Genomic DNA, 25,580 nt, shown 5'->3' on the forward strand with positions numbered 1-25,580 from the left:
TTCCCCCTTTACTCACTAATGCTTACCTTAGAGCCGTCATTTAGATTCTTCATCCCACTTACAACAAGTAATTCTCCAGGATTTATTCCCTTTACCATAACAGTATCTTCGTATAGCTTTTCAAGTTCAACTATCCTTTTAAATGCTCTGTCTTCTTCTACAACATATACATAGTCTTCTCCGTCGGACATAATAGCTGAAATAGGAACCCATATTCCACTTTCTTTTCCGATATTGAATTCTAACTTTGTAATTGAACCTAACCTAAAGCTTTTATCTTCAATAGTGACTTCGGCATTGTATGTTCTTGTAGCTTCGTCCGGTGCTTCTGCTATATTAGTTACGGTACCTATAGCTTTTTCACCATCAACATCAACAGTTACCTCTGTGCCAAGTCCTATCTTTTTAAGATCCCTCTGAGCTATCCCTGCATTTACTATCTGACTAGCACTTCTAGCTATCACAACTGGGGTTTCTTTAGGAACTCGCTCTCCTACTTCATAGGAAATCTCTACTATGCTCCCATCTTGGCTAGCATATATAGTGGCATCCTTTACTAAGCTCATTTTATGCTCATAATCAGTCTTTGCAGCATCATATTGAGACTTAGCTTGATTATATGTTGTCTTTGAAGTATCCATTTTTAATTTTGTTTGATCATATTGATCCTTTGATATACTTCCTTCTTTATACAGGTTATCCATTTTGTTAAACAAATCCTTATCATAGCTAAGTGCATCACTTGCTTTTTTAATATTAAGCTGAGCCGCATCTAAATTCGATTTTGCTGCAGAAAGTTGAAAATTCAAATCCTGCATATTAAGCTGTGCTAACTTATCTCCCTTCTTAACCTTATCTCCCTTTTCTACAAAAACACTTCCCAATTTTTCACCTGACTTAAAACTGTATTTAATCATATCCTTTGAATTAATCGTACCTATGTAGCTTAGTGTTACAGGGTTTTCTCCTTCCTTTATATCCCTCACCTTAACTGCCTTTGCTTTTTCTTCTACTACGGTTTCTTCAGCCCTTGAGCATGCTGCAAGTGTAAATATCATGCTCATTATTAGTAATACTACTAAAAATCTTTTCATGTAAATCTATCTCCTTTCTCAATAGAACTTTTTAAGAATTCATTCGCATTAACAATATTGTAAAAAGAATCGATTCGGATTAATGACATTTAAAAAGAACCCATTCGGATTAATTGTAACAAAATCTTCCTTGAGGATTTTAAGCAAAAGCTTGCTTGAAACACATAAAGAAAATTTATATTTTCCCTTGGAAGAGGATTTCTAAATCACTTGTAAACTCAGCTATAGTATCTTCTTGGCTTTTTTCTTTTGTAATAAATTCAATAAAATGCATGTGCATTAAGTTACCTATACAAGTAACCATTTGTTTTTTATCAAAATTTATTTTAAAAGATCGATGACTCTCATACCTTTCCAATAATTTTTGTATCTGATTGAGAGATTTTCTTCTTTCTCCTATGATCTCCTTATAAACTTTAGTGGAAACTTTCTGGAATAAAAATAACAGAAAAAATTCCCTTACAATATCTTTATTTAAGTTAATCACATACTTCATTTTAAAGATAAAGTAATCAATAATAATCTTGATCAAGTCAGCTTCATCGATATTTTCCATTGCATTTTCTATGATATACAGTTCATTTATATCCTCACAGAAAGTAGCTGTTAGCAAATGAAATTTAGATTGGAAATAGCCATATATGGTGCTAGTTCCGATTCCTGCTTCCTTCGCAATCTGCTTCATTGAAGTATTTTCAAGTCCATTTTCACGAAAAATTTTCTTACTTACTTCTAGAATCTTTTTCCGAGTGTAAACTTTTTCTTCCTCAGTTACCTTTGCCATCGAACCTTCCTTTCATTTTTTACGAATCCATTCGTAAAAACATCTTATCACTTTTTAGTAATTTTTTCAATATCTTTATATGTTATTTAACAAAAACTTCTGTACTTTTTTATTCTTCTAATAAGTTGCGATGATGAATTAAAAATAAAAGGCTAGATCAATTAATTCAGAATATAAATCTATTATATCCTAAACCAATTGATCTAGCCAAAAATCAGTATAATTATTATATTGCTTTCGGTGAAAATGTTACCTCGGCTCTGTAGCCACTATTGCCTGTAAAGGAGGAGATCCCCCTTCTAGCCCAACTCCATAAATCGTATAATAGTTATTTGTCATGAGAGTAACATTTGGAATAGTTACTAGCACTTCGTCTGATCCCGCAGGACGAACTTGGAATGTATAAGTTCCAGTAGGCATACAAGCATAATCGGTAAAGTTTTTGTAACCAACATTAGTAAATATTTTTCTTCCATCTGATAGAGTTACATCCACATTTTGTGCATTTGGTGATAGGTTAACAAATCTTATACATGGTCTTCCAAAATCTTGTGCAGTGGTTGGTTCAGGAATAGGATATAGACTTACATTTGGAGCTTCTCCAATCATCGTTACATTGAAAGCCGTTCCTTGTGGAATGTATATATCGCTATCCAGAATAGGCTTCTCTCTCTGACCAGTAGGGTAAATCTTAATATTATAGTTACCAGCAGCAACGGGTAGATATTTTGAAAATTCTTTGTAGCCAAGATCCTTGATAATAAGATTGCCATTTGCATAGATATCTACGGACGGTGTATTAGGTGAAGCGTTTAGTACTCTTATATAGGAATCTGCTGGTGTATTCCTATACCACGATCTCATTAACATATAATTGTATGGATAATAATACATAGCTCTTTTCTCCCTTCACTACTACAATATGAAAATAATCTAAAGATGTGACAAAACTAGGAAAGTATAAGTTTAAAAGCAAAACTTGTCCTAGTTTTAAACACAACAATTGTAATAGCTTGTTTGAAAAAACTAATCCTCTACTTGCTTCTTAAGAAGTTCCATTTGCTTTTCCATTATTTCAATCTGCAGCTTTAGCTGCTCGTTCTGCTTTTCCTTTTCTATCAATGACTGTTGTAGTTGTTCCTGGGCACTTATGGTCAATATTGTTTGACCCACTGATTCAAGAAAGTTACCTATGGAGTTTTGTTCATTAGCATCCAACTTATTAGCTATCCCTACACCAAGAAGAGCTGCTATTAACGCAAATTCATCTGGTGGAATGTTAAAAATAGACATTAATAATCTCCTCCCGTTGTAGTTTGTATAGTTTATTATACTCATCTTATTAACAAGGTGTGCCTCAAATCATATTGTGCACAATCGATAGAAGCGGCTAATTATCACAAAATTTCAACTTATTCCTCTACCATGTTTAAGATTTGAGTATTGTGGTATAATAATTCATATCAATTTTCAGAGGTGTTATTTAAATGAATAGTAGTTGGTTAGAATGGTTAGGCTATTTAGCTTCACTTATTGTATTAATATCCCTATTAATGAGCTCCATCCTAAAGCTAAGATGGATCAATTTAATAGGATCTGGTTTGTTTTGTTTGTATGGTTTTCTAATTGGGGCATTACCGGTTGGATTTATGAATCTAGGTATCGTTGCTATTAACGTATACTATCTTGTAAAGATATATAGCTCTAAGGAGTACTTTAATATCCTTCCTATCGAGGGTAGATCTCCGTACTTTAACTACTTTTTAGATTTTTATAAGAAAGGGCTAGAAGAATATGCTAATAGGTCACGGTTTGATATCAATAATTCCGATGTAAGCTTTTACATTTTAAGGAACATGGTACCAGCTGGAGTTTTTATAGGCACAAAGCACGATGAAAGTACTCTAAGAGTAGATCTTGATTTTGTTATCCCAGAATATAGAGATTTCAAAATAGGAAACTATATTTATGAAAATAGAAGGGAATATTTCTTAAATATGGGGTACTCTAAGTTCATAAGCTTTTCATCAAATGATGAGCATATTAAATATCTTAAGAAAATGGGATTTGAGGAAATAGTAAAGGACGGTAATGTATCCTTTGTAAAATCACTTACCTAAAGAAAATATCTTACAATAACGAATTTCTGAAACACCATGGGGCTGCACTCATAATGTACTGTTATGAGGAGGCCTCTTTTTATTTTGCTATGGCTAAGATTTAAGTATACGATATGCAGTCACAGCATGGTCTTTCATCTCATAATATACTACTACCTACGTTTTGTAAGGAGATGAGAAAATGTACTACTATCCACCTTATTTTAGGAATCAAATTCAAAATAACGATATCTATATATTAGATTTTAAACAGGGTGATGTTACCAGTGATGGAGTTACAGATAGTATATATCTAATTGGTCAAAAAGTGACTGCATCAGAGAGTCCCTTTACAGAAAATATAACACTAATAATTCAGGATGGAAAAACAAATGCTTTTACTAGAATTCCCTTAAAGGAAAATGCAGGATATAATCCAACAATATTTTTAGGCGATTTTACTGGCGACAAGGTGAGCGATATCTTAATTAGTATTGATTCTGGGGGAAGCGGAGGTTACGCATTTTATTATATATATTCTTTTATAGATGATATACCAAAGGAGATCTTTGATTTTGAAAAGTTTAATGAGGAATACAAGTACGATGTCATTTATAAGAATTATTACGAGGTTGAGATTAAAAGAAAAAATGATACAAAAAAATATATAATAGACATTAAGTACAAAGGTGAAGAATATTTATCAGAAATATATGATCAAAATGGAAAGCTTAAAAAGCCTATAGAAGGATGGGTCAATCCTTTAGGTGGATTATATCCTATAGATTTTCAAAGAGATGGAACCTATGAATTATATGCATTGCAGCAAATAGCCGGTAGATATAATGCTGATGGTTTAGGTTATGTCCAAACATCATTAAAATGGGATAGTAGAAGGTTTGTTCCTTTCTTTCAGACAGTGGGGATACTTGGATAAAAAGGTCGGAGTACTCCACTCTTCCATCTTTTCTTGTACTAGCCCCCATCAATAGTTTGACAATTTAAAAAAATCCAAATATTTTTTCCTATTTTTATAAAAATTATAATGTTTGAAAATACTTCATATTATATACTCTTATTACAAAATATTATTTCTACGTTTTTAACCGGTTAAATACCCATCTGTAAATGATTTAGTTAGTAAACACTAATATATTATTACTATCTTTAATACCATATCTAATTAGGGTTTTCTTAGGCGAAAATTTACTCCCTGTGAATTTTAGTCTAAAAATAGAAAGGGGTATCTTATGGACAATTCAAACAAAAAAATGAATGAATCAACTATAATGAGCCATTCGAAAAATGGTAAGTATACTAAATTTATTATCATGTCTATCTCAGCTTTTATATTTTACTTAACGCCGATGTTATTTAATTTCAACATCAATGGAGTTAGTCAAAGTTTAATCGCACATGCAATTAATTTTGTTCTTTCACCATCCATTTACAATTATGCAATGTGGTTTGCAACATTTGTCTTCTTAACGATCATAGTGGGTACAGTTATCTTTTCTTTTTATGAATCAAAAAATCAATTTTTAAATCAAGTATTTAAGTGTGGTCCTTATGCTAAGTTTTTTAGAATATTCGGTGCAATTATCTTTTTATGTACACACTATCAAATTGGGCTTGGAACTCAATTTGGCGCCATCTTCTTCGGAGAGTTTACAGGTGGTGTATTGACTGGTCTGGGACGAACGATGCTCGTAACTATGGTGACAGGGGTCTTATTTTTACCTTTCTTAGTAGACTTTGGATTGATAGAATTTATTGGTGAGTTTTTACACCCTGTTATGAGAAAGTTGTTTAGGGTACCGGGATACTCAGCCGTAGACGCAATTACTTCTTTTCTAGGAGATGGTACAATTGGAATAGTTGTAACTGATAAACTTTATCGAGAGGGCTATTATAATAAAAAAGAAGCAGCAATTATCGCAACGAACTTCTCCGTTATAGGGTTAGGATTTGCAATCGTTGTAGGTATTAATCTTGGATTTACAGATAATTTTGCATTATTCTATGGTACGATAGCTTTAGTTACGGTAATAGTTGGTATTCTAATGGCTCGAATGCCGTACAAAAAGTGGGACGACTCATATTGTTCTGAACCTAAAGAAATACCTCAACTTCCAGGAAATGCCTTTCAGCGAGGCATAGAACTTGCGTCACGAAAGTCACATGAAACAGATACTATTGAAGCTTTTAAAGCCAGCTGGAAAATTGGGGTTATGTTATATGTTGGATTACTACCGGTTATAATTTCTGCTGGTACAATAGGATTAGTAATTGCTGAACATACCCCATTCTTTGCTATAGTGACTAAACCAATAGTTCCCTTATATGAAATGTTAGGCTTCACAGCTGAAACTTCACTTAGTATGGCAACTGGTACAATCGCAGGTTTATTTGATATGTACTTACCAACAATTTTCATCATGGGTGCTGCTAGTGTTAAAGCAAAATTTATTATAGGGGTACTTTCATTTACTCAACTCGTATTCCTATCTGAAACAGGAATTGCTTTACTAAGAACAAAAATGGGCTTTAATGTACTCGATATTATTAAGTTTTATGTTATTAGAACAGTATTATCATTGCCATTTGTAATAGCTTTAGCATTTATATATGAGGCATTAGGTATGATTTAGTAAAAGGAGGGTGTCTCATAATGGCAAATTTCTGCGTTATTTGAAATGTTCACCGACTTGGCACGTACGTTAGTACTAGCCAAACCGTTGAAATTTCAAAACCTTGAACTTTACTCATTCTGAAACACCCAGGGGCTGAGCTCATAAAAAAATCCTTATGAGACAGCCCCCTAAATCTTTTAATTCCCATTTCTAACCTCCTCACAAAGAGATTATCTCATGAAAATCTAAAGGTTCATAGGTGTGTAAGAGTTTACGCTTGTCTCTAAGCCTTAATAAGATTTCGCAAATTATTTGTTTTTTTTAATTTCTTTAATTTTGTTAAAATCAACTTATAAAATATGGCTATTATTTAAAGGATAATTATTATAGTAAGAGAAATATATAACTTAACCCGGATTATTCATAGAAAATTTAATTACTTTTGTGGAGGAATTTTAAATGCCTGTTACAGTTAAAAAAATTTTAAAATTGGACATTTTTAAAAGTGTAGAAGGGATTGCAGGAGAGACAGGTTTAAATAAGATAATTAAAAGAGTTAGTGTTATTGACTGCCCCGTTGACGAAGAACTCTTAGATAACAATATTGTTGTTCAAGGTGATTTCTTTATTTCTAATTTTTTCGTTGTGAAAGATAGCGTTGATGATATGGTTAAAATGGTTAAATTTTTAGTACAATCAAAATCTAGTGGAATATGTATATTAAATCAATATATTGATAAGCTCCCTAAGGAAGTAGTAGATGTTGCCAATGAAAATTCATATCCAATTTTTTTGATTGACATGGATATTCCCTATGCTGATATTATTAGAGATATTATGGAAGTTATAATACAGAATAAAGAAGATACCATTAACGAAATGAAGATAGATAATATTTTAAACCTAGAAAAGGACGAAAATCAGATAGAGAGAATAGCTTATGAAATAAATAATAATTTCATAGAAAATATAGCCACAATATATATTAAAGATTTCCCTTATGATAGAAAGAACCATTATTTCATAGAAGATATTAACTCAATAAAATACTATTCAGCTTTGAAATACAGAAATGGAATCTTGATTATTTTGAGTTTTGATAAGAATAATAAGAAACATATAAATAACCAATTCAATTCAATTATTAAACAGTTTAGGTCTATACATGAAGAATCTATTATCGGTATCAGTAACACCTATAATAAGCTTGGTAAACTAAGAAATTGTATAATCGAATCCTTGGTATCTTGTAATTTTTCAGAAATCTTTAATAGGAATATAGTCTATTATAAAGAGTTAGGCATATATAAACTACTAGCTCTTTTAACTGACAAAGTCGAATTAGAGGAGTTCTACAACAAAATAATATTACCATTAAAAAAATATGATGAAAAGTATAACTCTGATCTTTTAGAGACCGCAATAAAGTTTATTGCTAATGATGGTGATTACAAGAAAATTGCTAATGCTATGTTTCAACATGAGAATACAATTAGATATAGAATAACAAAGATAAAGCAAATTCTTGATATGGAAGATAAAAACATCGAGTTCTATTCCCAGTTATATATTGCAATAAAGATTCATATCATTCTTACAACAATTAAAAATGTAGAGATTTTACATAAGTAAAGGACAAGAATATCTAGCTGAAAGGCTGTTGACAAGCGCGAATTTATTTGTGTATATCTTTTCATAAACTATAAAAGAATCCACAATTTTAGTATGATTTTGTTAAAATTGTGGATTCTTCATATTCACTTTAAAACACTCAAGTTCAAAATTTCTGATTACATGTTTTCAATTTTAATAATGCTATAATGCCCCGCTGCTTTTACAGCATCCTTTAGTATCTGGTCATCAATGTTCTGTGATAACTCTATAGTAGCTGTATTATTTATTGAGTCTACTTCTATAGCCTTTATCTCTTCAATCTTTTCTAATCCCTCTCTAATATGCTCTGGACACTTACAACAACACATTCCATCAATATATAATTTTTTTTTCATTTCTTTCCCTCCATTAAGATTATTATATTGCACTATTTCCATGTGGATAACAGATATTTTGCTATGAAATTTTTACCACTCCTTTATTGATAAGAAGCCTATTATTTTTATATCCTTTTAAACAGAGATTAATATTAATTTTTATTAACTAATTTGAAATAATAAATATAAGTACTTCAAAATAGTAGGAGGAAGTTTATGGACAACTATATATCAAAAATAAAAACTCCTAGTGTTAGTATCGCTCCAATGGTTGATAAGACTGTTAAGCACTTTAGATACTTTTGCCGAATTATCACAAAAAAATCTCTTTTATATACAGAGATGATATCAACCTATGCCATTAAACATGGCGATAGAAGGAAGATATTGGATTTTGATTCCTTTGAAAAACCATTGGCTTTACAAATTGCTGGATCTGATCCAAAAGAAGTCTATGAAGCTGTAAAAATTGCCGAAGACTGGGATTACGATGAAATTAATCTAAACGTTGGCTGTCCTTCTGACAAGGTTTCAGGTCATTGTATGGGAGCTGTTCTCATGGCTTATCCCGAGCTTGTTGCTGAGATGGTTTCATCAATAAGAAAGGCTACAAAGAAACCTATCACAGTAAAACATAGAATAGGAATCGATGGAAAAAATATTCTTCCATTATCATTTAACAAAACCCTTTTTGATAGGTATGAAGATATGGAAAATTTCATAAAGATTGTTTCTAAGGCTGGTGTAGACCGGTTTACGATCCATGCTCGTATTGCAATATTAGCAGGACTGAATCCAAAGGAAAACAGAGAAATTCCACCTCTTCGTTATGAAGATGTATATAAGTTAAAGAAAAATTATAGAGATTTAAATATTGAAATAAATGGCGGAATAAAAACCCTATCTGAAATCGAGAAACACTTAAAATATGTTGATGGAGTAATGATTGGACGTATTGCTTATAAGGATCCATTTATGTTATCCAAGGTAGATAAGGTTTTTGACGATGGACAAATTCATAATATAACGAGAAGGGAAATCATAGAAAGAATGATTCCCTACGTAGAAAAAGTTGAAGATAGAGGAAATTGGCATGGATATAGTGCACTCCAACATATGTTTGGTTTATTTCATAATAAAAAAGGAAGTAAGGAATGGAGAAATATTATTACTCCTCCATGGCAAAATGGTTACACAGCTAGAGACATATTGATAGAAGCATTGAAAACTCTGCCTCAGGAAATATTAAATGAAACTCCTATTATAGATATCCAACCTTAAAACTAAAAATATTCAGCAGAAAATAATGAAAGCTTCAACATTTTTTCAATGAATATTTTTCACCTTGAAGTTGGTTATATATAATAACTAACAACAAAAAACTTTCTAGATATCTACGGTATTCAAAAAAGGCAACTGTTCGGTTGACAATTGCCTTTTTTGATTGATACTACTTAGATGGCATTCTTTTACTATCTTATCAAACCATAAAATCATATATCATACGAATGAGAGACTTTAGAAGTTCCTATAGATTTATTCAAATATATATACAATCCAACGGTTCCTAAAAGCATAACAACACCCGTATAAACATGTAAATATACAATATCCACATTATCTATCATCATCCCAATAAAGGGATATGCTATCGCAACAACAAGGTTCTCAGCAAGGCTTTTAAAAGAAATAATCGTAGCTCTTTTATTAGATGGTATATTCTCATTGATATACTTTAAAATTATAGGTCGCCTTATTCCCCTAGCCATCTCCTGAGGTATTATAAAAAGTGCACCTATAAAAAATCTTGTCATTCCTATTAATAAAAACGAACTTACAAATAGCATACTTAATATAATGAGGGGCTTATTCTTACTTAGCTTAATTATTGAATTCGCTTTCCAAGAACTAATGGCCGCCATTAGATTAAATATTGCAAACAAAATACCAAAGTATTTAACATCAATATTTACAGCCTTCATATATGGCTGATAGTACCAGAAACCAATGCGCCAAAACACATAGATGAAAACTGAAAAAATTATAATCGCTCTAACCTTTTGGTGATTAACTGCATAGATGGCACTTTCCCTCACTTGATTGAAGTAACTAGGCCGCTCTCCACGTTTATATGCACTAACTTCTTTAAAAAATAATGTTATAACCCCAGAGATAGCAAGTAAGCCTACCGATATAATATACGGTAAATTCACGTTCATGCTGTATAAATAGCCTACTGCTACTGAACCTATTGTCTGCACCATCAAAGCATAGGATTGTGCCCTACCTTGAACTTTGGCATACTCACCGGTTCTGCCTATCTCCTTAAGTGAATCATACAAAAGTGCACTATCGGCTCCTGACTTAAAACATAAGCCAAGCGCAAACATTATTTCAGCAATTATAAACACATAAAAATTATATGTCAGCACATAGGTTATCAATCCTATGATAAACATAACGCTTGACATCATAAGACTGAACCTTCTTCCAATCAAGTCTGCTACAACTCCAGTTGGTACCTCCAATAAAGATATACTCATGGCGCAGATTGATTGCAGTAACATTATCTGCGTATAGCTAAGTCCTTTGTTTAATAAAAATAAGACAGCTATAGGAGCTATAAGCCTAACCCCAAAACTTTGGTACAGATAAAATACCAATATATTTTTTTCATAATCCTTTGTACCTATTCTTTTCCCTCCTTAATAATACTCATTTTTCCGCTCGCCACGTTAAACCATTATTATTGTAACTATATACTTTCCGAATCATATTTTACCGTTCTAATACATTTTATTCTAATATGGAAAACTTTTCAATATAAAAAGGGCCTATGATAACTATATGTATATTAGTTTTCATAGACCCATCTTTGTAAACTCTTTATCTAATCCATAGCATTGTATCCATTTAAAATAAGTGCTCCAATAGAACTTCTGATCACTTCTTATCTGGAATATATACAAGAATATCATCTATTTTACAATTTAAGACAGAGCACAAATCATTTATTAAGGCTGTGGAAATACCACTATTGCGCCTCAAACGATGGACAGTATGGCTGCTAAAATTGTGTTTCTTAATTAAAGTGTACGTTGTAACACCTTTCTCCTTCATTGTTTTCCATAAAGGCTCATAGCTAATCATGTACCTACCTCCATAAAAAAAATTGTAAAATTTAGTCAATATGTTGAATATAGTCCATATATGGAGTATAATATAAATAAAGAAAAAAAACAACTGTTTTAGTTTGTAAAACTTTGTTGTTTTAAGTGAAAATGGGGTGGAAAAGTGCAGGATAAAAATAGTTTTTCACAACGGGAAATTAGTAATACAATATATAATCTTCGATTAAAACTAAATAAAACATATTTAACACATGGACATACTGATGAAGTAGTAAGAATAAGTCAAGAATTGGATAGATATATTGTTCTTGTACAGCAACAGCTTAGGACAAAGTCTCTCATAAGCATTTAAAAAAAGGAAAGTCAATTCAATCTATGATTCTCCTGCTTTAATACCTATGAGGTGTTTCTTTATATGCTCTTATTACGTCATAGTTTTATTAGCTCTTATACATATTACTTTAAATCGACTAGTTTGTTTAGTTAGGTTTTCAATCATATGTTCAGCTTCTTCTGAGCTTGCATTGAATTCAATATGTAAAGTAACCAATTCTCCCCTATCAATGTCTAGTATCAAAATAGATTCACACACCATGTTGCAAAAGATTAAAACCTTAGCTTTGTATTACACTCAGCTAAGGTTTTTATTAAACTAGTTTTCAAAAGTGGCAAGAGGTTATTTCTCCCCCACAGTATTGGATTTCTTCTTAGTTCTCTTTAAAATATCGTCTAAAATTGCATAATTAATAGGTACAATAATTAGAGTAACAAATGTTGACAAGGTTAATCCACCTACGATAACTCTTGCTAAAGGTGCCTGCATTTCTGCTCCTTGACCAATACCTATAGCCATCGGTAGCATCCCTAAAACAGTGGTCATTGTTGTCATCAAAATGGGCTTTAATCTAATGGGACCAGCCTTCAATAATGCTTCATTACGGTCATACCCACTATCTCTCAACTGGTTGGTATACTCTATAAGTACAATCGCATTATTAACAACAATACCTACCAGCATTATAAATCCAATTAACCCCACAATGCTCAATGAAGTTCCTGAAACAAACAGTGCAAATACTCCACCAGTCATGGCATAGGGAACCGAAAACATAATGATAAATGGGTAAAAAAAGGATTCGAACTGGGCAGACATAATAAAGTAGATTAACACGATACTTATTATTAAGACTCCTCCTAAGCTAGTAAAAGACTCTTGCATACTTGATACATTACCACCAAATTGATAGCTGTATTCATCTGGCATATTATATTCACTAAGGCTGTTTTCAATGGCCTTTTTTGCGGTGTTAAGATCAATACCGGATAAAGCTGCATCTATAGTAACAACCCTTGTTTGATTTACTCTTTTTATTTCCGATGGTGATTGCTCCTTTGTTATACTTGCGACCTCACTTAAAGGTATTTTCGTACCGTTTGCAGAAGAAATTGGTAAGCTTTTTACAATCTGCAAACTGTTGATTTCACTGTTATCATATATTATCTTTATATCTGCTTCATCGTCATTAATTTTATAACTTGAGGGTGTATTCCCATTAACCACACTTCTGAGTTCGCTTGCTATAGATGATATCGTTAATCCATAGTTTGATGCCCTGTCTCTATTAATTCTAATAACACCTACTTCGCTACCATCTCCTAGAGATGTAGTCACTTCCCTTGTCCCAGGTACATTTTTAACCATCCTTGAAATATCCCTAGAAATTTCCTCTAGCTTATCATAATCATTTCCAGTTACCTGGATTGTAAGTGGCTTGTCACCACCGCCACTTGCCTTCGAACCTAAACTTACAGAATTCACCGAGAATTCTGCTCCTGGTATACCTTTAATAGCTCTTCTGACTTCTTCGACTACTTGATTAACGCTTCGCTCTCTTTCACTTACCTCACCAATATATCCTTCTAAACTAGCGGTATTTTCGTCAACTTCAATATAGAGTTTTTGTATTTCTTCAATATTTTTTAATTTTTGTTCAACCTCTTCAACTATCTTTAAGGTTTCCTCTACTACTATACCATTAGGAAGATTTACATCGACTTTGAAGGTCCCCTCATCCATTTCAGGCATAAATTCCATGCCTAGCTTTGGAAATAATAATAATGTAGTAGCTAAAATGATAAAGGAAATAATAGTAGTTTTAAAACGATGGTTTAATGCGATTTCTAATATTTTTCTATATTTCTTTTCCATAACAACAAATAGGTTATTCCATTTACTAAATATCTTTGAAATAATATTAACTTTATTTTTTTTAGCTCCATTTTTTAATAATTTTGAACACATCATAGGAACAAGTGTTAAAGCAACTAATAGTGAAGCTATAAGGGAAAAAGTAACCGTTAAAGACATATCACGAAAAATTTGTGCTGCAAATCCATCCATAAATACGATTGGAAAGAAAACGGCAATACTTGTTAGGGTGGAAGCAACAATTGCCATTCCAACTTCTGAAACTCCCTTCATAGCTGCCTCTGCAATAGAAAATCCATTTGCTCGATATCTATATATATTTTCTAAAACAACGATAGCATTGTCTACTAACATACCTATACCTAAGGCAAGACCCATGAGAGAAATCATATTAATTCCTACTGTAAAGAAATACATGAAAGCAAAGGTGATGACAATAGATATAGGAATTGCAACCCCTATGATTACAGTACTTCTAAAGTTTTGTAAGAAAATAAATAATATAGCAATTGCCAAGGCTCCACCTATAACACCTGCATTGATTACCGAATCAATAGAAGAATTAATTGTGGTGGAATCATCTTTATTGATAATAATGGACATATCCGGATTTTCTCTTTGTACCCTAGATAATTCCTTATTAATTTTTGAAGCCAGTTCTACCGTATTAGCATCCGATTGCTTTTTTATAGATACAGTAATACAAGGATTTCCATTGGCAAAGGCATAGCTATCGGTATCCTTATATTTTTCTTCTACAGTAGCAATATCCTTGAGCTTAATAACACTAAAGTCAGTATGTACTGGTAGATTTCTTATCTCTTCAAGATCTTCAAATTCACCTTCAACCTTCAAACTTAGTTTTTCTGTTCCTCTTTCGAAATTCCCTATAGGCATACTAATATTTTGTGTCTTTAGCACTTGAATTACATTATTTATACTTAGATCATAACCATATAATTTTTCCTGATTTAAAATAACTTCTATTTCCTTTTCTCGATATCCAACTAAATCTATGGATGCAACACCATCTATTCTTTGCAGAGGTGTTACAATTTTATCTTCGATATCCTTTTTCAGTTCTTCCAAATCACTGCTTTTACTTGCGGCTACTGCAATTCTAATAATTGGTTGGGCATTAGGATCAGCCTTTTTTATAATGGGATTTGAAGCATCATCAGGTAGCTTATTCGATATACTATCAAGCTTCTCTCTAACATCATTTCCCGCGATATCTAAGTCTGTTCCATCTGTAAATTCCAATAGAATTTGAGAATAACCCTCATAGGAATAGGAGGTTAAGTCTTCTAGATTACTTACTGAGCTTACCTCTTTTTCTATAACCTTTGTTACAAGTTCTTCAACTTCTTTAGGACCTGCGCCAGAGTAGGTGGTCTTTACTGATATCTTTGATATACTCATGGGTGGAAATAAATCAACTGACAAAGCCGTAAGACCAACTATCCCGAACAGAATCATTATGATAACCATAGAAATTAATGCTACAGGCCTCTTGATCGATAAATTTGATATTTTCACTTTTTCACCACCCTCTTATTCATCTTCAACAATTTGAATATGATCCTTATCCTCTAGATACTCTTGCCCTTTGATAATGATCGTATCATCTGCATTTATTCCCTTAAGTATTTCTATGTATCTTTCGTTCTCAATACCTGTTTCCACTTCAACCGCATGGGCTAGTCCATCATCTCCAACAATAAAAACAACTTTTTTCCCGTCTTTTTCTATGACTGACTCTGAAGTAACAAGAATAGTATTTTTACTACTTGAAATATTAAAATATACTCGACATAGCATTCCCGGTTGCAGCAATTTATCATTATTATCTATCTTGATCCTTGCTTGATAATTTAAGTTCTTATCATCGGCCGCTGGACTTATGTATTTAAACTCTCCATCAAATGTCTTACCTACAAGAGCATCCACATGAACTTCTATGGCTTCAGAGGTTTTGACTAAATATATACTTTCTTGAGATACCTGAACATCAATAAAAACTTCGTCTAATTGTACAATCTCAAAGGCAGAAGTATTATTTCCAATTATCTCTCCTTCTTGAATCTGTCTTTTATTTACAAGCCCTGTTATGGGGCTTTTTATAATTGTGTCACTCAATTTATTTTTAGCACCCTCCAAAGCAATTTCCAATCGTTCAATATTCAGTTTTGACTGTTTAATTTGTTTTTCTGCTTTCTTATATTCCGTTTCTACCTTTGTAAAATCATTCTGCGAAATAGCTCCGACTTCAAGCAGTGCTTTCTTTTTTTCATATTGATCCTTGCTTTGATCATATGTTGTTTGTTGTAATTCTAAAGCAACCTCAGCAGATTTTATTTGATTTTTTAAATCGGCAATAGAGCTTGCTATATCCCTATCATCAATGACGAACAAAGTATCTCCTGCCTTTACAGGATCTCCCACATCAAAATTTATCTTTGTTACGGTTCCAAAAATTTTATTATTAATACTTAGTTCTGCCTTAGGAATAAGCTTACCCGAGTAGCTCACCCTTTCGGATATATTATCTTGTATCACTTCAGCAATCCTTACGGGAGTGAAGTCTTGATTATTGACCTCAACAGAAGAAATATCCTTTTTTCTATTACTGCAGCCTGAAATAATCAGGAGTAGGCCTATACACAATATAAAGATTCGCTTTCCAACTTTCATTAAAAAAACCTCCATTTTGTAATTTCCTAAATATTATAAAAAAAAACTGTGTCATTTTGATGACACAGTTCAAATTTTAACTATAGATAAATAACATTAAGATTCAAAATAAATTTCAGAAAAAATAATGAACGATTCTACATTTTTTCTTTGAAATTTATTAAACCTTGAAGTTGCTTATCTCTACCTATATTTAATTTCACCCAAAATCTTAAACCACCGTCTATAGCCTCTACTCCATATTCACCATGATGCTTTTCTACAATATTTTTAACAATTGCTAAACCTAATCCACTTCCACTTCTTTTTCTATTTCTCGACTTATCTATTTTGTAAAACCTATCCCAGATCCTTTCAATTTCATCCTTTGGCATAACCTTACTTTTGTTATACACCGATAACAATACCTTCTTATCATGTACTGTTAATGAAACATCAATAAACTCTTCAGTACTGTATACTAATGCGTTCATAATCAGATTTTTTACAACCCTGTCTATTTTGTCCCTATCACCCTCAATTTCTATATCTTCCATAGAAGAGTGAAATCTAATAACTCTATTGTATTTATCAGCAATTGCAATAAGTTTTTTTATGTTAAACTCGATTAAATTGTTTAATATTATTGGCTCAAATACAAGGCTCACAGTATCAGATTCAAGTCTTGATAATTCTAATAGTTCTTCAACCATGTTTTCCATTCTGTTTGATTCTTCATTTATTCCTTGTAAATAGTAGCTCTTATCACCTACCCCATCCATTAGGGCCTCTGAATAGCTTTTTATTATAGTAATAGGAGTTTTAAGTTCATGTGATGCATCGGAAACAAATTGACGACGCATCCTTTCTTGTTCAACCTTTAGATTTATGTCTTCCTTAAGTTTTACATTGGCCTTATTCAACTTGTCAATGGTTTCCCCTAACTTATGGGATAGAAAGTTAAAGGCGTCTCCCAATAATCGTATCTCCTTAGGGCCCTTAACATCAATAGGTTCGTTAAATTTCAAGTCTGTAACCTCTTGAGCTTTTCTAGTAAGCAAGAGTATTGATTTACTTAAGGTGTTTGAAAGAAAATTTATGATTACAAGAGCAATGATGCTGCTTATAGCTAGAATCTTAAAGAGTAATATATTGATGATTTCTATTGCTTCCTTTGTTTTCTTGATACTACTCAAAACTATGAGCTTTTCACCACCTTTAAAAGGGTGTATAGCCAATAAATAATCATTCTTAAGATGTTTTATATTTTCAATAAAATATCCAGATTCCTCCTCTTGCATTACATGACCAAATATCTCATTAAATGTTTTCTCAAAATTCTCTTTGCTAGGATAATTTATATTAGCAGAAAGTGAGAATATAATTTTCTTATTTTCATCTAAGAAAATTACTCCGTTCCCACTATTTAGCATATAATTGGCAAACTCAACACCGACTTTTGCCGGTTTTCCTTCTTGTTGAAAAGTAATATACTTTTTCTCAAGTTCTTCACAATCTTTGATAATACTCTTATATTTTTCCCTATAGTAATACTCATCAGATATGGTTGTCTGAAGGAAAAAAATAGTTAGAATAAAAAGAACGATAAATATACTAAAAGATATGAATATCCACTTTTTCATTCTCCCACCCCAAATCTATAACCGTAACCTCTAATGGCTTCTATGGGAAGGTGTTCATTACCGATTTTCGATCGTAGTCTCTTTATAGTGGTATCTACAGACCTATCTAGTCCTTGAAAATCAATTCCCCAAACGTTGCAAATTATTTGTTCTCTAGATAAGGCTATATTTTTATTATTTATGAAATATATTAGTAAGTCGTATTCTTTAGAGGTAAGATTTATCTCCTCACTAAACTTAAATGCTTTACGAGAAAATAAATCAATCTTAATCGATTTATTAATGAAAACTATTTTTTCATCATTCAAGTGATTAGTCTTATCTATTCTACTAAGCAAGGCAGATATCTTCGCTCGTAATACTTTGGGGCTAAAGGGCTTAGTTACATAGTCATCGGCTCCAAGTTCATAGCCAAGGAGTTCATCATTTTCTTCTGATTTTGCCGTTAACATAACGATGATTACATTAGAATTTTTTCGAATTTCATTGCATATCTCCCAACCATCTTGTCCCGGAAGCATGATATCGAGTATTACTAAATCAATATCTTCTTTTTCTAGTATTTCAAAACCATATATACCCTCATCTGCTTCATAAACTGTAATGTCATCACCTTCAAGATAGTCTTTAATTACTCTTCTTATTCGCTCTTCATCTTCAATGATTAAAACTTTATTTTTCATATATGCCGTGCCCCTTTAAGAGTATGTTTTCCTATGTATATTTTATAAAAAAAGGGGGTTAAAATCAAAGTATGACATAAAATATCCTCCCTCTTTCATGAACATAACTGTTCAGCATATTCTATTGATATTTATGGATATTTTTGCTAAGATTTTTAATAAAGTGATTTCTAAGTATAAAAATTTCATTAGAAATTGCCGAAACCTATAATTGAAGGTGAAAACTAAATATTTACAGGAGAGGGTTTTATGAAAGAAAAAATTCTTGTCGTTGATGATGAACCGAAATTTCGTAAGATCATTAGAATATTCCTCGAAAATGCGGGATATTCAATCAACGAAGCGACAAGTGGCACGGATGCCCTCGATAAGTTTTACAAGTACAATTATTCCCTTGTACTTTTGGATGTAACCATGCCGGAAATGGATGGCTGGCATGTGTGTAGAAGAATAAAGGATGATTCTTCTATTCCAATTATTATGATTACAGCAAGAGAAAAGGAACACGAGAAGTTACTTGGCTTTGAACTGGGAATTGATGATTATATAACAAAGCCTTTCAGTCCTAGTGAAATGGTTGCACGGGTAAAAGCGGTGCTTAGAAGATCTCGCAGTCCTGACAGCCATGAAAAAAGTACTTTGAAAATTGGAGATCTAAAAATTAATAATCTATCAAAAAAGGTGTATCTTGAAGAAAATGAACTTATCCTTACACCAAAGGAATTTGAACTCCTGCGATTTTTAGCTCGAAATCCTAAGATCGCTCATTCAAGAGATCATATTCTAGACAGAGTCTGGGGATATAACTTTATAGGTGACTTAAGAACAGTTGATACCCATATTAAACAACTCCGAACAAAACTTGGAAAATGCAGAAATTATATATCCACTGTCTGGGGATTAGGATACCAATTCATGGTGGAGCGCTGAAATGAAGAGCATAGGAAAGAAGCTTTGGCTGGGTATCACGTCTGTTATACTATTAATACTAGTTGTTATATGGCTTTTTCAGGCAGTTTTTCTTAAGGAGTTCTATATAAAAGAAAGATCAGACACGCTTTTAAAGGAAGGCAAAAAGATTGTTTCACTTTTTCTAGAAAATACAGAGGATGGAAGTATTCCTCAAAGCGTAATAGATGAAATAAATAATTTTGCTTCTTCTCCAATGGATACTAATATTTTAATATTTGATTCAGATAGTAACATATTATTTTCAAATTTTTTTAAGGAGCTAACAATTTTAAGGGAAGTCTATGAAAAAAGATTTTCAGACTTCAATAAAAGCTTAAATATACAGTCAGCAACTTTAATAGATCAGCCTCTTATTCTGGCAAGAATAGATGGAAGTAATATTATATCAAGGAGCTTTATAATTGTAGGAGTACCAATTAAAAAAGATGGAAAAATCATAGGGAATATTCTCCTCATCTCACCTATGGAACGTATTGAAGAGACTGTTGCAATACTCAAAAAACAGCTTTCTGTAATAAGTTTTTTATCTCTTTTAATAGGTACAATTATCGCACTGTTATTCTCAAAATTTTTAACAGTCCCAATACTTAAAATCACTGAGACTTCAGAAAGAATTGCTGAAGGAGATTTAAATGTAGATTTGGATATTGACTCAGAGGATGAACTTGGTACCTTGGGAAAGGCTATAAAGAATATGGCCTTCAAGCTTGGCCAAATAGAAAAACTGCGAGAAGAAGTAATCTCCAATACATCCCATGAGCTCAAAACCCCTATAGCTGTTATAAGCTCCTATGCAGAGCTTATGCAAGTTATGGATATAAGTAAACAGGAAAGAAATGAATATCTCGGAATAATTATTGATGAATCAAAAAGACTTAACAACATGATAGGAGATATACTCTCCCTTTCTGAAATAAAAGCAGGTTATGCAACACCCTTATATTCTAGTTTCAGACTTTCTGAAGTAATAAATGATGTACTAGCTAAGCTTTCTTTTCTTTCTTCAAGAAAAGACTTAAAGCTAATACCTGAGTTAGATGATCCAAATGTTTTAATTTACGCAGATATAGATAAAATATACCAAGTAATCTATAATTTAATAAACAATGCCATAAATCATTCCTTTGAGGGTAGGTCTATTAGAATAAAGACAAAAACTAATATAGAAGAAGTTACTCTTTATATTATAGACACCGGCAAGGGAATCGCACCAGAGGATTTACCATATATTTGGGATAGATTCTATAAAGGTGATACATCAGGTGAAATAAGCAGTACAGGCCTTGGAATGTCTATAGTTAAAAATGTACTTGAAATACACAGTTTTGAATACGGGATAGAAAGCCAAGTAAATAAAGGTACTACTGTCTGGATAAAAATGAATAAAGTATGATATGGATGAAGACTCTGGAGTTATTTCCAGAGTCTCAGATTGTTAACAAGATGTTAGGCTGTTAAGAAACTTGAAGTTCAAGGCGTGCCGAAGCCAAGAGACCGCAGCGTATATAGACATACGTAAGGGTTCTTGGTTGAAGCAACAACGCAGAAATTCAGGTTTGTTAACAGCCTCAGACTCTGGAGTTGTTTCCAGAGTCTTTTAGGTTTGTTTGTCTATCTTAACAGCTGTAACACTTGTTGTGGCTGCTGATTTGCTTGAGAAAGCATTGATTGAGCTGATTGCTGTAAGACATTGTACTTTGTAAATTCCATCATTTCTTTTGCCATGTCTACATCTTTTATTCTTGATTTTGCAGCGGTTAAGTTCTCTGAAGATGTACTTAGGTTATTAATCGTATGCTCTAATCTATTTTGATAAGCTCCAAGTTTTGCTCTTTCGCTAGATACTGACTTTATAGCAGTATCCAGTGATGTAATGGCTTTTTCTGCGCCATCTGCCGTAGTAAGATCAAGATCGTCAACACCAAGAGCATCCGCAGACATATCATTTATACCTATATTCATAGTTTGTCCTGCATTAGCTCCGATCTGCATTGTTAGAGAATCATTTGTAATAGTAATATCTGTATCAGTACCATCTGTTAGATCTGCATTAAAATCAACCTCTACACCTGCAATTTCTATTTCCGATTTATTATAGTCAGTTACAGTTTCTGTAGCAACTGTATTGCCTGCACTATCCTTCAAGGTGAATGTATGATCCCCTTCTACATCAAATGAAACTGTTCCATTACCAGTTATTGCACTATTATCAATATCAATTCCTGCTAAGGTAGTAGTTCCAGCAACACCAGCAGCGACATTATTTTGTGAAGCTATTTCTTCTCCCGTTGAGCTATCTATTAATGTTAATACTTTCATTCCCGAATTATCAGCATCATCTTCTATCTTTAACTGATAACTTCCATATGAAGCATCTGCAGCAGTACCTATTGTTATATTACCGGCAGCTAGTCCTGTCCCTGCATCAAGAATATCAGCAACCTCTTGATTTGCAGTCCCACTAACTTCTAGAGTGTATGATCCAGTTGCTAAATCTGCATTTTCCGTTTGAGCACTATCAATCTTGGCAGTATTGGTACCTCCAACGGTTGCAATACTTGCAGCATTTCCGTTAAGTAGCTTTTTCCTATTGAATTCAGTAGTATCTGCAATTCTATTGATTTCTTCACTAAGCTGATCAATCTCTTGCTGCATAGCCTCTCTATCATCTGCTGTATTTGTATCATTTGATGCCTGTATTGATAGTTCTCTCATTCTTTGAAGGATTGCTTCTGTTTCAGTAAGAGCTCCTTCAGCCGTCTGAACAAGAGAGATACCATCTTGAGCATTTCTTGATGCTTGGTCAAGACCTCTTATTTGTGCACTCATCTTTTCTGATATTGCAAGTCCAGCAGCATCATCTGCTGCACTGTTTATTCTAAAGCCTGAAGATAGCTTTTCTATTGATTTTGCTGCCATACTATTATTCATTGTAAGCTGGTTGTGAGCATTAAGTGCCATAACATTCGTATTTATTCTCATGTAAATCCCTCCGTGAAATATATGTTTTTTAGAATCCTTTCTTCTTAAATGTAAATTTTTGAAACAGGCATCATCCCGGGAAAGTATACTGCCTCTTTACTAAGTAGTAATTGTTTGCTAGTTAGTAACTAGTTCTTATGTTAAGAATAAGGAAAAACATTGGGATAATTATGGTCATATAATGTTAAATATTAAAAGATTGTATTAAATTATGTAATGACTCTTATATATGTAATTACTGTTATTTTCTTTCAAAAACAATAAAAAGATGGTGTCTCATAAAGGTTTCTTATGAGACACCATCTTACAAGTTAATAACAACAATCTGCATGTGTTATTATGTTTAGTATCCACAGCTTTTGCCTACTTTTTTGTCTACAAAGTATCCATAAACCTGCTGCTGTCTTTTCAAATATCCTCCTAGTATAGCTTTTTTCCCGAGATTTACTCTTTTTATGCAAGATCTTAATTCCTCCACCATTTCCTTAGTTCTAGTGTAATTATGAAAATAGCTTAGATATATTTCTTCCGTTTTAGACTTGATTAGTTGGCTAATTTTTAAACTTTTCTCATCGTAATAGACTTCCATATCCATATGGTTAATCTGATTGTTGATCTTATTGATTCTATCTATAAAATTTCCACTTTCATCAATGAGGTTTATTAATTTCTTTGAATTTTTGTGTTTTATGGCTTTTTCCTGCATTATTATATTTTCATAAAGTTTTTCAAGAAAAGTCAGCTTTTGTATAAGCAAATCCCTATATTTTATCTGCTTATTCTCCAATAAAATCACTTCCTATTCAAACATAGACATTATACTCTCAAGCTGTGCGTTCATCTGCTGGATAGCGACTTCCATAGCAGCAAACTGATCGTAATAGTCATTTTCTTTTTCTATCATTTTTTTCTCAAGCTCTGCTATCTCTTCTTCATAATCTTCTATTTGGCTATAATAGAAATTATCGTATTCCGATGAATCTCCGACCATTCCTACCTTTTCAAGAAGTGCACCTTTTTGCCCATTTTCATTTCTGTATATGGATACATTATCTTCCATAATGTCGTACATTCTATAGGCGATACCTTCTTCTTCATATCTAACTTGCCTTTCTTCACCATCTAACGGCCTTACATCCGTTCCTGGATAAGAAGAGGATTCCTGGCAAAATAGACTCATTACAGCCTGAGGATTTTCCTCAATAGACTGCTTAAGTTTCTCTTCATCTACAACCAGCTTGCCATGTTGGTCATAGGATCCCGTAGTTATACCTATCTCGGGAAGAGTTATGGATACGCCTTCTACAGGCTCATATAGCGCTTCTCTCATATCTCTGAGCATATCCTCTATTATGGGATCATTGCTAAGTAGCCCAGTTTGAGCCTTTTCTTCCCAAAGTCTTATTTCTTCTTCGCTCATTTCTGCTTTCTGCTCTGGAGTAAGGGGTGGGTATTCTCTATCATATGGTTCTGATATCTCTCCGTAAAGTGAATCTATAAGCTGATTGTATGCATCTACAAAGCTCACTATGTTTTCATAGATAGCATCTGTATTTAATGATACTGACATATTTACAGGCTCTGTTGTTTCCGTAAGAACAGTATATGTTACGCCTGCCACAGTAAATGTATTATCGCTTCTTGTAAGCCTTTCTCCATCGAGTATTACTACTGCATCTTCTCCTGCTGTGTAATCATTTATCCCTGCGCTACTCATAAAGCTGCTTCCCGATTCCGTTATTTGAATGTTATTCCCTGCTCCTGTCTGGGTAGCAGTAAAAATAAACTTGTCTGAAATTTCATCATACATCATATGGACACCGGCATTTGGATTTGTGTTGATCTCATTCATCATCTGATCTAGGGTAGTATCTTTATCAAATTCAAAGGTTTCATCATTAATTGTAAGGACGACCTGTCCATTTGAATCAAAGTTAAAAGGAGTTTTCATACTCGAAGCTACATCTTCAAGACTATCTGATGTATCAATGCGATTACTTAGAGTAGACCCACTTCCAAATCCTAAGCTATTAAGGGCATCATTATCTGGTGTACTGCTTAGAGTTATGTTATGTACACCGCTGTTAGGAACGGGTTTAAAGGTCAGAGTCCCACTAGTAGTAAGGGCTACTTCTATTTTATTACTTCCGAATGCCTCATCTACAGCAGTTTGCATATCGTTTACATCATTTATTGAATTATCTATAGCAATAGTTTTTGTTGTTCCATCTACATCCATTTGAAAGGTTTGTCCATGGGCTGCGGTAAAATCAGGAGGAGATGTTCCTTCAATCTCCTTGCTTATTCCTGAACTGCTCTGAAGGTTAGCTGCCGTAGCTGTATTCAAAACCTCAAGGCTATGATTTCCTTCTACTGCATCGGGTCCAGCAGATACTTTTACTGCATTTTCATTGCTGGAGGTACAATTGTATATGATATAAGTAGATGGTGACAGCATATTGTTTGAAGGGTTAAGATAATTGAAATATGTGTCTTCAAATCCTTTGACTTCCATTATTACTTCTCTATATGCATCCATCTTCCATTCCATCAGTTGCTTTTCTTGATATGCTTTATCGAGGGGCTGTTTTTCCACTTCCATTAAATCTTTTACCATCTGATCGACATCCATACCCGTTACCATTCCTGTCATACGTGAAGAACTAGTCGTTCCTGATATATACAT

22 protein-coding genes are annotated in these 25,580 nt (G+C 32.8%); 8 read left to right on the plus strand and 14 right to left on the minus strand.

The features are described 5' to 3' along the window. Positions 1-8: 8 nt before the first annotated feature. The 4 genes from R9X47_RS15265 to R9X47_RS15280 form a co-directional block, all read right to left on the minus strand. Positions 9-1,094 (minus strand): efflux RND transporter periplasmic adaptor subunit, encoded by a 1,086-nt coding sequence (locus tag R9X47_RS15265; RefSeq protein ID WP_432661916.1) that lies wholly within the window; start codon positions 1,092-1,094, stop codon positions 9-11. A gap of 175 nt (positions 1,095-1,269) precedes the next feature. Beyond that, a complete protein-coding gene (locus R9X47_RS15270; RefSeq protein ID WP_432661917.1) occupies positions 1,270-1,878 on the minus strand; it encodes a TetR/AcrR family transcriptional regulator in 609 nt (202 codons plus the stop codon). A gap of 249 nt (positions 1,879-2,127) precedes the next feature. Further along, a complete protein-coding gene (locus R9X47_RS15275) occupies positions 2,128-2,772 on the minus strand; it encodes a DUF4397 domain-containing protein (RefSeq protein ID WP_432661918.1) in 645 nt (214 codons plus the stop codon). 132 nt (positions 2,773-2,904) lie between these two features. Continuing rightward, positions 2,905-3,171, minus strand: coding sequence for a hypothetical protein (locus R9X47_RS15280; RefSeq protein WP_432661919.1), 267 nt, complete (start codon positions 3,169-3,171; stop codon positions 2,905-2,907). Positions 3,172-3,365: 194 nt separating this feature from the next. Here R9X47_RS15280 and R9X47_RS15285 point away from each other — a divergent pair, with 194 nt between their 5' ends. From R9X47_RS15285 to R9X47_RS15300, 4 genes are all read left to right on the plus strand, one after another. Beyond that, positions 3,366-3,998: a hypothetical protein gene (locus tag R9X47_RS15285; protein ID WP_432661920.1), complete on the plus strand. Its 633-nt coding sequence runs from the start codon at positions 3,366-3,368 to the stop codon at positions 3,996-3,998. 181 nt (positions 3,999-4,179) lie between these two features. Beyond that, the gene (locus R9X47_RS15290) at positions 4,180-4,914 is read left to right on the plus strand and encodes a VCBS repeat-containing protein (protein ID WP_432661921.1); all 735 of its coding nucleotides are present in this window, start codon (positions 4,180-4,182) and stop codon (positions 4,912-4,914) included. A 313-nt stretch (positions 4,915-5,227) separates the two neighbouring features. After that, the gene (locus tag R9X47_RS15295) at positions 5,228-6,628 is read left to right on the plus strand and encodes a YjiH family protein (protein ID WP_432661922.1); all 1,401 of its coding nucleotides are present in this window, start codon (positions 5,228-5,230) and stop codon (positions 6,626-6,628) included. A 441-nt stretch (positions 6,629-7,069) separates the two neighbouring features. Then, positions 7,070-8,242 carry a PucR family transcriptional regulator gene (locus R9X47_RS15300; protein ID WP_432661923.1) on the plus strand — a complete coding sequence of 391 codons (1,173 nt, stop codon included), beginning with the start codon at positions 7,070-7,072 and terminating at the stop codon, positions 8,240-8,242. A gap of 158 nt (positions 8,243-8,400) precedes the next feature. Here the strand turns inward: R9X47_RS15300 and R9X47_RS15305 are convergent, their stop codons facing one another. Then, on the minus strand, positions 8,401-8,619 hold the full coding sequence (locus R9X47_RS15305) for a heavy-metal-associated domain-containing protein (protein ID WP_432661924.1): 219 nt from the start codon (positions 8,617-8,619) through the stop codon (positions 8,401-8,403). A 198-nt stretch (positions 8,620-8,817) separates the two neighbouring features. Here R9X47_RS15305 and dusA point away from each other — a divergent pair, with 198 nt between their 5' ends. Beyond that, positions 8,818-9,882: a tRNA dihydrouridine(20/20a) synthase DusA gene (gene dusA, locus R9X47_RS15310; RefSeq protein WP_432661925.1), complete on the plus strand. Its 1,065-nt coding sequence runs from the start codon at positions 8,818-8,820 to the stop codon at positions 9,880-9,882. Positions 9,883-10,094: 212 nt separating this feature from the next. Here dusA and R9X47_RS15315 read toward each other — a convergent pair whose 3' ends face one another. Both R9X47_RS15315 and R9X47_RS15320 read right to left on the minus strand, forming a co-directional pair. Next, on the minus strand, positions 10,095-11,264 hold the full coding sequence (locus tag R9X47_RS15315) for an MFS transporter (protein WP_432661926.1): 1,170 nt from the start codon (positions 11,262-11,264) through the stop codon (positions 10,095-10,097). 280 nt (positions 11,265-11,544) lie between these two features. After that, complete coding sequence (locus R9X47_RS15320) at positions 11,545-11,751, minus strand: helix-turn-helix domain-containing protein (protein WP_432661927.1); 207 nt, start codon at positions 11,749-11,751, stop codon at positions 11,545-11,547. 144 nt (positions 11,752-11,895) lie between these two features. On the opposite strand from R9X47_RS15320, the gene R9X47_RS15325 reads away from it, so the two are divergent. Further along, the gene (locus R9X47_RS15325) at positions 11,896-12,084 is read left to right on the plus strand and encodes a Spo0E family sporulation regulatory protein-aspartic acid phosphatase (RefSeq protein WP_432661928.1); all 189 of its coding nucleotides are present in this window, start codon (positions 11,896-11,898) and stop codon (positions 12,082-12,084) included. Between the two features lie 324 nt (positions 12,085-12,408). Here R9X47_RS15325 and R9X47_RS15330 read toward each other — a convergent pair whose 3' ends face one another. The 4 genes from R9X47_RS15330 to R9X47_RS15345 all read right to left on the minus strand — a co-directional run bounded on the left by R9X47_RS15330 (position 12,409) and on the right by R9X47_RS15345 (position 18,940). Next, positions 12,409-15,480 (minus strand): efflux RND transporter permease subunit, encoded by a 3,072-nt coding sequence (locus R9X47_RS15330; RefSeq protein WP_432661929.1) that lies wholly within the window; start codon positions 15,478-15,480, stop codon positions 12,409-12,411. Positions 15,481-15,495: 15 nt separating this feature from the next. Continuing rightward, positions 15,496-16,635, minus strand: a complete 1,140-nt coding sequence (locus R9X47_RS15335) for an efflux RND transporter periplasmic adaptor subunit (RefSeq protein ID WP_432661930.1) — start codon at positions 16,633-16,635, stop codon at positions 15,496-15,498. A 137-nt stretch (positions 16,636-16,772) separates the two neighbouring features. Continuing rightward, a complete protein-coding gene (locus R9X47_RS15340) occupies positions 16,773-18,257 on the minus strand; it encodes a sensor histidine kinase (protein ID WP_432661931.1) in 1,485 nt (494 codons plus the stop codon). Next, positions 18,254-18,940 (minus strand): response regulator transcription factor, encoded by a 687-nt coding sequence (locus R9X47_RS15345; RefSeq protein ID WP_432661932.1) that lies wholly within the window; start codon positions 18,938-18,940, stop codon positions 18,254-18,256. Before R9X47_RS15345 ends, R9X47_RS15340 begins: the two co-directional genes overlap by 4 nt. Before the next feature lie 249 nt (positions 18,941-19,189). On the opposite strand from R9X47_RS15345, the gene R9X47_RS15350 reads away from it, so the two are divergent. Both R9X47_RS15350 and R9X47_RS15355 read left to right on the plus strand, forming a co-directional pair. Beyond that, positions 19,190-19,870 (plus strand): response regulator transcription factor, encoded by a 681-nt coding sequence (locus tag R9X47_RS15350; protein WP_432661933.1) that lies wholly within the window; start codon positions 19,190-19,192, stop codon positions 19,868-19,870. 1 nt (position 19,871) lies between these two features. After that, positions 19,872-21,305, plus strand: a complete 1,434-nt coding sequence (locus R9X47_RS15355) for a sensor histidine kinase (RefSeq protein ID WP_432661934.1) — start codon at positions 19,872-19,874, stop codon at positions 21,303-21,305. Between the two features lie 218 nt (positions 21,306-21,523). On the opposite strand, the gene R9X47_RS15360 is transcribed toward R9X47_RS15355, so the two are convergent. The 3 genes from R9X47_RS15360 to fliD form a co-directional block, all read right to left on the minus strand. Beyond that, positions 21,524-22,894, minus strand: a complete 1,371-nt coding sequence (locus R9X47_RS15360) for a flagellin (RefSeq protein WP_432661935.1) — start codon at positions 22,892-22,894, stop codon at positions 21,524-21,526. A 343-nt stretch (positions 22,895-23,237) separates the two neighbouring features. Further along, positions 23,238-23,681, minus strand: a complete 444-nt coding sequence (locus tag R9X47_RS15365; protein ID WP_432661936.1) for a hypothetical protein — start codon at positions 23,679-23,681, stop codon at positions 23,238-23,240. 12 nt (positions 23,682-23,693) lie between these two features. After that, a complete protein-coding gene (gene fliD / locus R9X47_RS15370; protein ID WP_432661937.1) occupies positions 23,694-25,580 on the minus strand; it encodes a flagellar filament capping protein FliD in 1,887 nt (628 codons plus the stop codon).

Origin of the sequence: Wukongibacter baidiensis (genome assembly GCF_050888315.1) — a bacterium.
Lineage (GTDB): Bacteria > Bacillota > Clostridia > Peptostreptococcales > Caminicellaceae > Wukongibacter > Wukongibacter baidiensis.

Excerpts from the sequence above, each read along its gene's own strand:
- R9X47_RS15265 (WP_432661916.1), bottom strand. The coding sequence starts at position 1,094 with ATGAAAAGATTTTTAGTAGTATTACTAATAATGAGCATGATATTTACA.
- R9X47_RS15270 (WP_432661917.1), bottom strand. The coding sequence starts at position 1,878 with ATGGCAAAGGTAACTGAGGAAGAAAAAGTTTACACTCGGAAAAAGATT.
- R9X47_RS15275 (WP_432661918.1), bottom strand. The coding sequence starts at position 2,772 with ATGTATTATTATCCATACAATTATATGTTAATGAGATCGTGGTATAGG.
- R9X47_RS15280 (WP_432661919.1), bottom strand. The coding sequence starts at position 3,171 with ATGTCTATTTTTAACATTCCACCAGATGAATTTGCGTTAATAGCAGCT.
- R9X47_RS15285 (WP_432661920.1), top strand. The coding sequence starts at position 3,366 with ATGAATAGTAGTTGGTTAGAATGGTTAGGCTATTTAGCTTCACTTATT.
- R9X47_RS15290 (WP_432661921.1), top strand. The coding sequence starts at position 4,180 with ATGTACTACTATCCACCTTATTTTAGGAATCAAATTCAAAATAACGAT.
- R9X47_RS15295 (WP_432661922.1), top strand. The coding sequence starts at position 5,228 with ATGGACAATTCAAACAAAAAAATGAATGAATCAACTATAATGAGCCAT.
- R9X47_RS15300 (WP_432661923.1), top strand. The coding sequence starts at position 7,070 with ATGCCTGTTACAGTTAAAAAAATTTTAAAATTGGACATTTTTAAAAGT.
- R9X47_RS15305 (WP_432661924.1), bottom strand. The coding sequence starts at position 8,619 with ATGAAAAAAAAATTATATATTGATGGAATGTGTTGTTGTAAGTGTCCA.
- dusA (WP_432661925.1), top strand. The coding sequence starts at position 8,818 with ATGGACAACTATATATCAAAAATAAAAACTCCTAGTGTTAGTATCGCT.
- R9X47_RS15320 (WP_432661927.1), bottom strand. The coding sequence starts at position 11,751 with ATGATTAGCTATGAGCCTTTATGGAAAACAATGAAGGAGAAAGGTGTT.
- R9X47_RS15335 (WP_432661930.1), bottom strand. The coding sequence starts at position 16,635 with ATGAAAGTTGGAAAGCGAATCTTTATATTGTGTATAGGCCTACTCCTG.
- R9X47_RS15340 (WP_432661931.1), bottom strand. The coding sequence starts at position 18,257 with ATGAAAAAGTGGATATTCATATCTTTTAGTATATTTATCGTTCTTTTT.
- R9X47_RS15345 (WP_432661932.1), bottom strand. The coding sequence starts at position 18,940 with ATGAAAAATAAAGTTTTAATCATTGAAGATGAAGAGCGAATAAGAAGA.
- R9X47_RS15350 (WP_432661933.1), top strand. The coding sequence starts at position 19,190 with ATGAAAGAAAAAATTCTTGTCGTTGATGATGAACCGAAATTTCGTAAG.
- R9X47_RS15355 (WP_432661934.1), top strand. The coding sequence starts at position 19,872 with ATGAAGAGCATAGGAAAGAAGCTTTGGCTGGGTATCACGTCTGTTATA.
- R9X47_RS15360 (WP_432661935.1), bottom strand. The coding sequence starts at position 22,894 with ATGAGAATAAATACGAATGTTATGGCACTTAATGCTCACAACCAGCTT.
- fliD (WP_432661937.1), bottom strand. The coding sequence starts at position 25,580 with ATGTATATATCAGGAACGACTAGTTCTTCACGTATGACAGGAATGGTA.